At 60.1% G+C, this 2,374-nt stretch carries 3 protein-coding genes; 2 read left to right on the top strand and 1 reads right to left on the bottom strand.

Going from position 1 to position 2,374, the window contains the following annotated elements:
* The coding region (locus HHL24_RS43175; RefSeq protein WP_169491326.1) for a transposase at nt 1–170 on the top strand (170 nt) is incomplete at its 5' end.
* A 325-nt stretch (nt 171–495) separates the two neighbouring features.
* Here the strand turns inward: HHL24_RS43175 and HHL24_RS43170 are convergent.
* Complete coding sequence (locus HHL24_RS43170) at nt 496–1,785, bottom strand: MFS transporter (protein ID WP_169491325.1); 1,290 nt, start codon at nt 1,783–1,785, stop codon at nt 496–498.
* Nucleotides 1,786–2,000: 215 nt separating this feature from the next.
* Here HHL24_RS43170 and HHL24_RS43165 point away from each other — a divergent pair.
* Nucleotides 2,001–2,374 (top strand): IS6 family transposase (locus HHL24_RS43165; protein WP_169491324.1); only part of this gene is annotated, 374 nt, incomplete at its 3' end.

Below are 2,374 nucleotides of genomic sequence, written 5' to 3'. Positions count from 1 at the left end.
TCGAGCGACTGAAAGCGGGTGTAAGAGCGAAGGTGGAACATCCGTTTCGGGTGCTGAAGTGTCAGTTTGGCTATCTGAAGGCGCGGTATCGAGGATTGGCGAAGAACACGGCTCAGATCGAAACGCAGTTCGCGCTGGCTAATCTGTGGATGGCGCGCAAGATGCTGTGAAGCGCAACGAAGGCCGAAGGCGTGCGGTAAAGGCGAGGCGCGGACCGCCAGGATGCGACCGGTAGCGCTCCACCGCAGTCGCAGGTGACGATGTGATCTTCGCTCCATTGTGCGAGCTGGAAATCCAAAGCAGAAACGGGTTGTTCAGACCTTCCTAAGCAATAATCTTCATGATCGAAAGTGTCTTTGTGCAGGATTAAAAAGCTGGATTTGCAGCTTGAATGCAGGAGCGCTGTCCCATGTGCATCGTTGGCGCCAGCAGCGCGCTGGCGTTTGCAAGTCCAATCACCACCTTGGCAGTGAGCGGAGCATGACGTGGCGAGTCTCAGTTCTCCGCCACGGCGCTGTCGGGAAACTTTTGAACCGCTCTGCGACCGACCAACGACAGGGCGCCGAGCGTGAGGATCGCGGCGCCAGCCGGCACAACGGAGGTGAGGACAATATCGCGCACCGGCCAACCGAGCGACAGCAAGCCTCCCCCAATCGCCGGCCCCACGAAGGAACCGACCCGCCCGATTGCATGCCCCCAGCCAACCCCGGTTGCGCGGATCTCCGGCGGATAGAAAGCGACTGCGAGCGCGGTCTGGCCCATGATGCCGTTGACCAGACCGGCACCGATCACACCGATGAACAGCAGCACAATGCCTGGCGTCACCGCTACCTGACTAAGGCTGCCGATGCTGATAATCACCAGCAGCAGCCCCAGAACCAGAGCCGATTTCACTCTGAGCCTGCCGGCAAGCGTCATCACCGCGACAGCCCCGGTCATCAGGATGTTGCCGCTTAGACCACCAATACTGAAGGCAGCCATGCCGACCGACGCATGGTCCGCTGAGAAGCCGAAATCCACCAGCAGCGTCGGCACCCAGAACAGCAGTGCATAGACGTCCATGAAGATCAGGAATGAAAACAGCCACAGCAGGCACGTGTAGGCGCCCAGACCATTTTCGAACAGCGCCTTGAGCGGGTTTGACACACGCACGGCTGCGACATCGGTTACGACCGGGCTGCGCGCCGCGAGGATGCGAAAAAACACGGGAACCAGCAGGAAAGGAAGGACACCGCCAGTCACGAAGATAGATTGCCAGCCGAAGTGACCCATCAGAGGGCCACCGGCCACGCCGCCCGTGACTGCGCCCACGGACATGCCGGTCGTAATGAGCAAGGACGCCGCCACCTTATGCTTCGCGCCCATGATGCCGGCCGCCGCCGTAATGGCGATCGGCAACGCCGCGCCCAGACCGATGGCCGCCGCGAGGCGCATGACGGACAAACTGGCGATATTGTTCGCATAGGTGGTCAGCAGCGTGCTACCGGCGAATAGCACAACGCTGGCGACACCAATGGAACGGTGCCCGAAACGTTGAGCGAGCGGTCCGGAAACCATGAAACCGATCGCCGCGCCAATGTTCGTCGCCACAAAAACGGTGGTGAAGAGCGCCGGCGCCAGGTGCCATTCATGAGCGAGCATGGGCACGACAAAGGAGATCGACGTGGTGTTGAATCCGTCTAGAACGATAACCAGGAAGCACACCAGCAGAGCCAGCACGTGCCCTGCCCGGCGTGTTTTCGCCAAGCCGCCTTCTATCGACGGTTTCGGGTCTTTCGCATTCATCGAATCATCTCCTTTGCGACTTGTTCACGGGCACGCGACCCGGCTGAAATGCAGTAGCCAGACGTGAACAAACGCCTGTTGAACTGAAGCACAACCATGGGTTCAGGCCCGGGTAAACGCCGCGATACGCTGCTGCAGCGCGGGGGTAAAAATGCGCTTGGGAAGCATGCAATGGCACTGTCAGGTTGATCTGGAGGCGGCGGTAGAATGAAGTGATGAAGAAAACTAAATCGCTTTATCACGGTCACCGCTTCCCTGCTGTCGTCATCAGCTGCGCGGTTCGGTGGTATTTCCGGTTCAGCCTGAGCTTGCGCGACGTCGAGGAGTTGTTGCTCGAGCGCGGCGTCGTGGTCACGTACGAAACGATCCGTTGCTGGTGCGACAAATTCGGCGCTGAATTCGCCCGGTGCGCCAAAGCGGCGCGGCCCAGGCCGGGCAGCATATGGCATCTGGACGAGATGTTCGTCACGCTGCGCGGTAAGCCGTATCTGTTGTGGCGAGCGGTCGACGAGCATGGTGCTGAGCTCGACGTGCTGGTGCAAAAGCGACGCGATAAGGCCGCGGCAACGCGCTTCTTCCTGAAGGTGCT

The organism is Paraburkholderia polaris (genome assembly GCF_012927345.1).
Lineage (GTDB): Bacteria > Pseudomonadota > Gammaproteobacteria > Burkholderiales > Burkholderiaceae > Paraburkholderia > Paraburkholderia polaris.
Note: the sequence above shows the minus strand (reverse complement) of the source record. Positions and strands in the feature narration are given on the sequence as shown.

What these genes read in the sequence shown, in the direction of transcription:
- HHL24_RS43170 (WP_169491325.1), bottom strand. Translation starts at nt 1,785, where the DNA reads ATGAATGCGAAAGACCCGAAACCGTCGATAGAAGGCGGCTTGGCGAAA.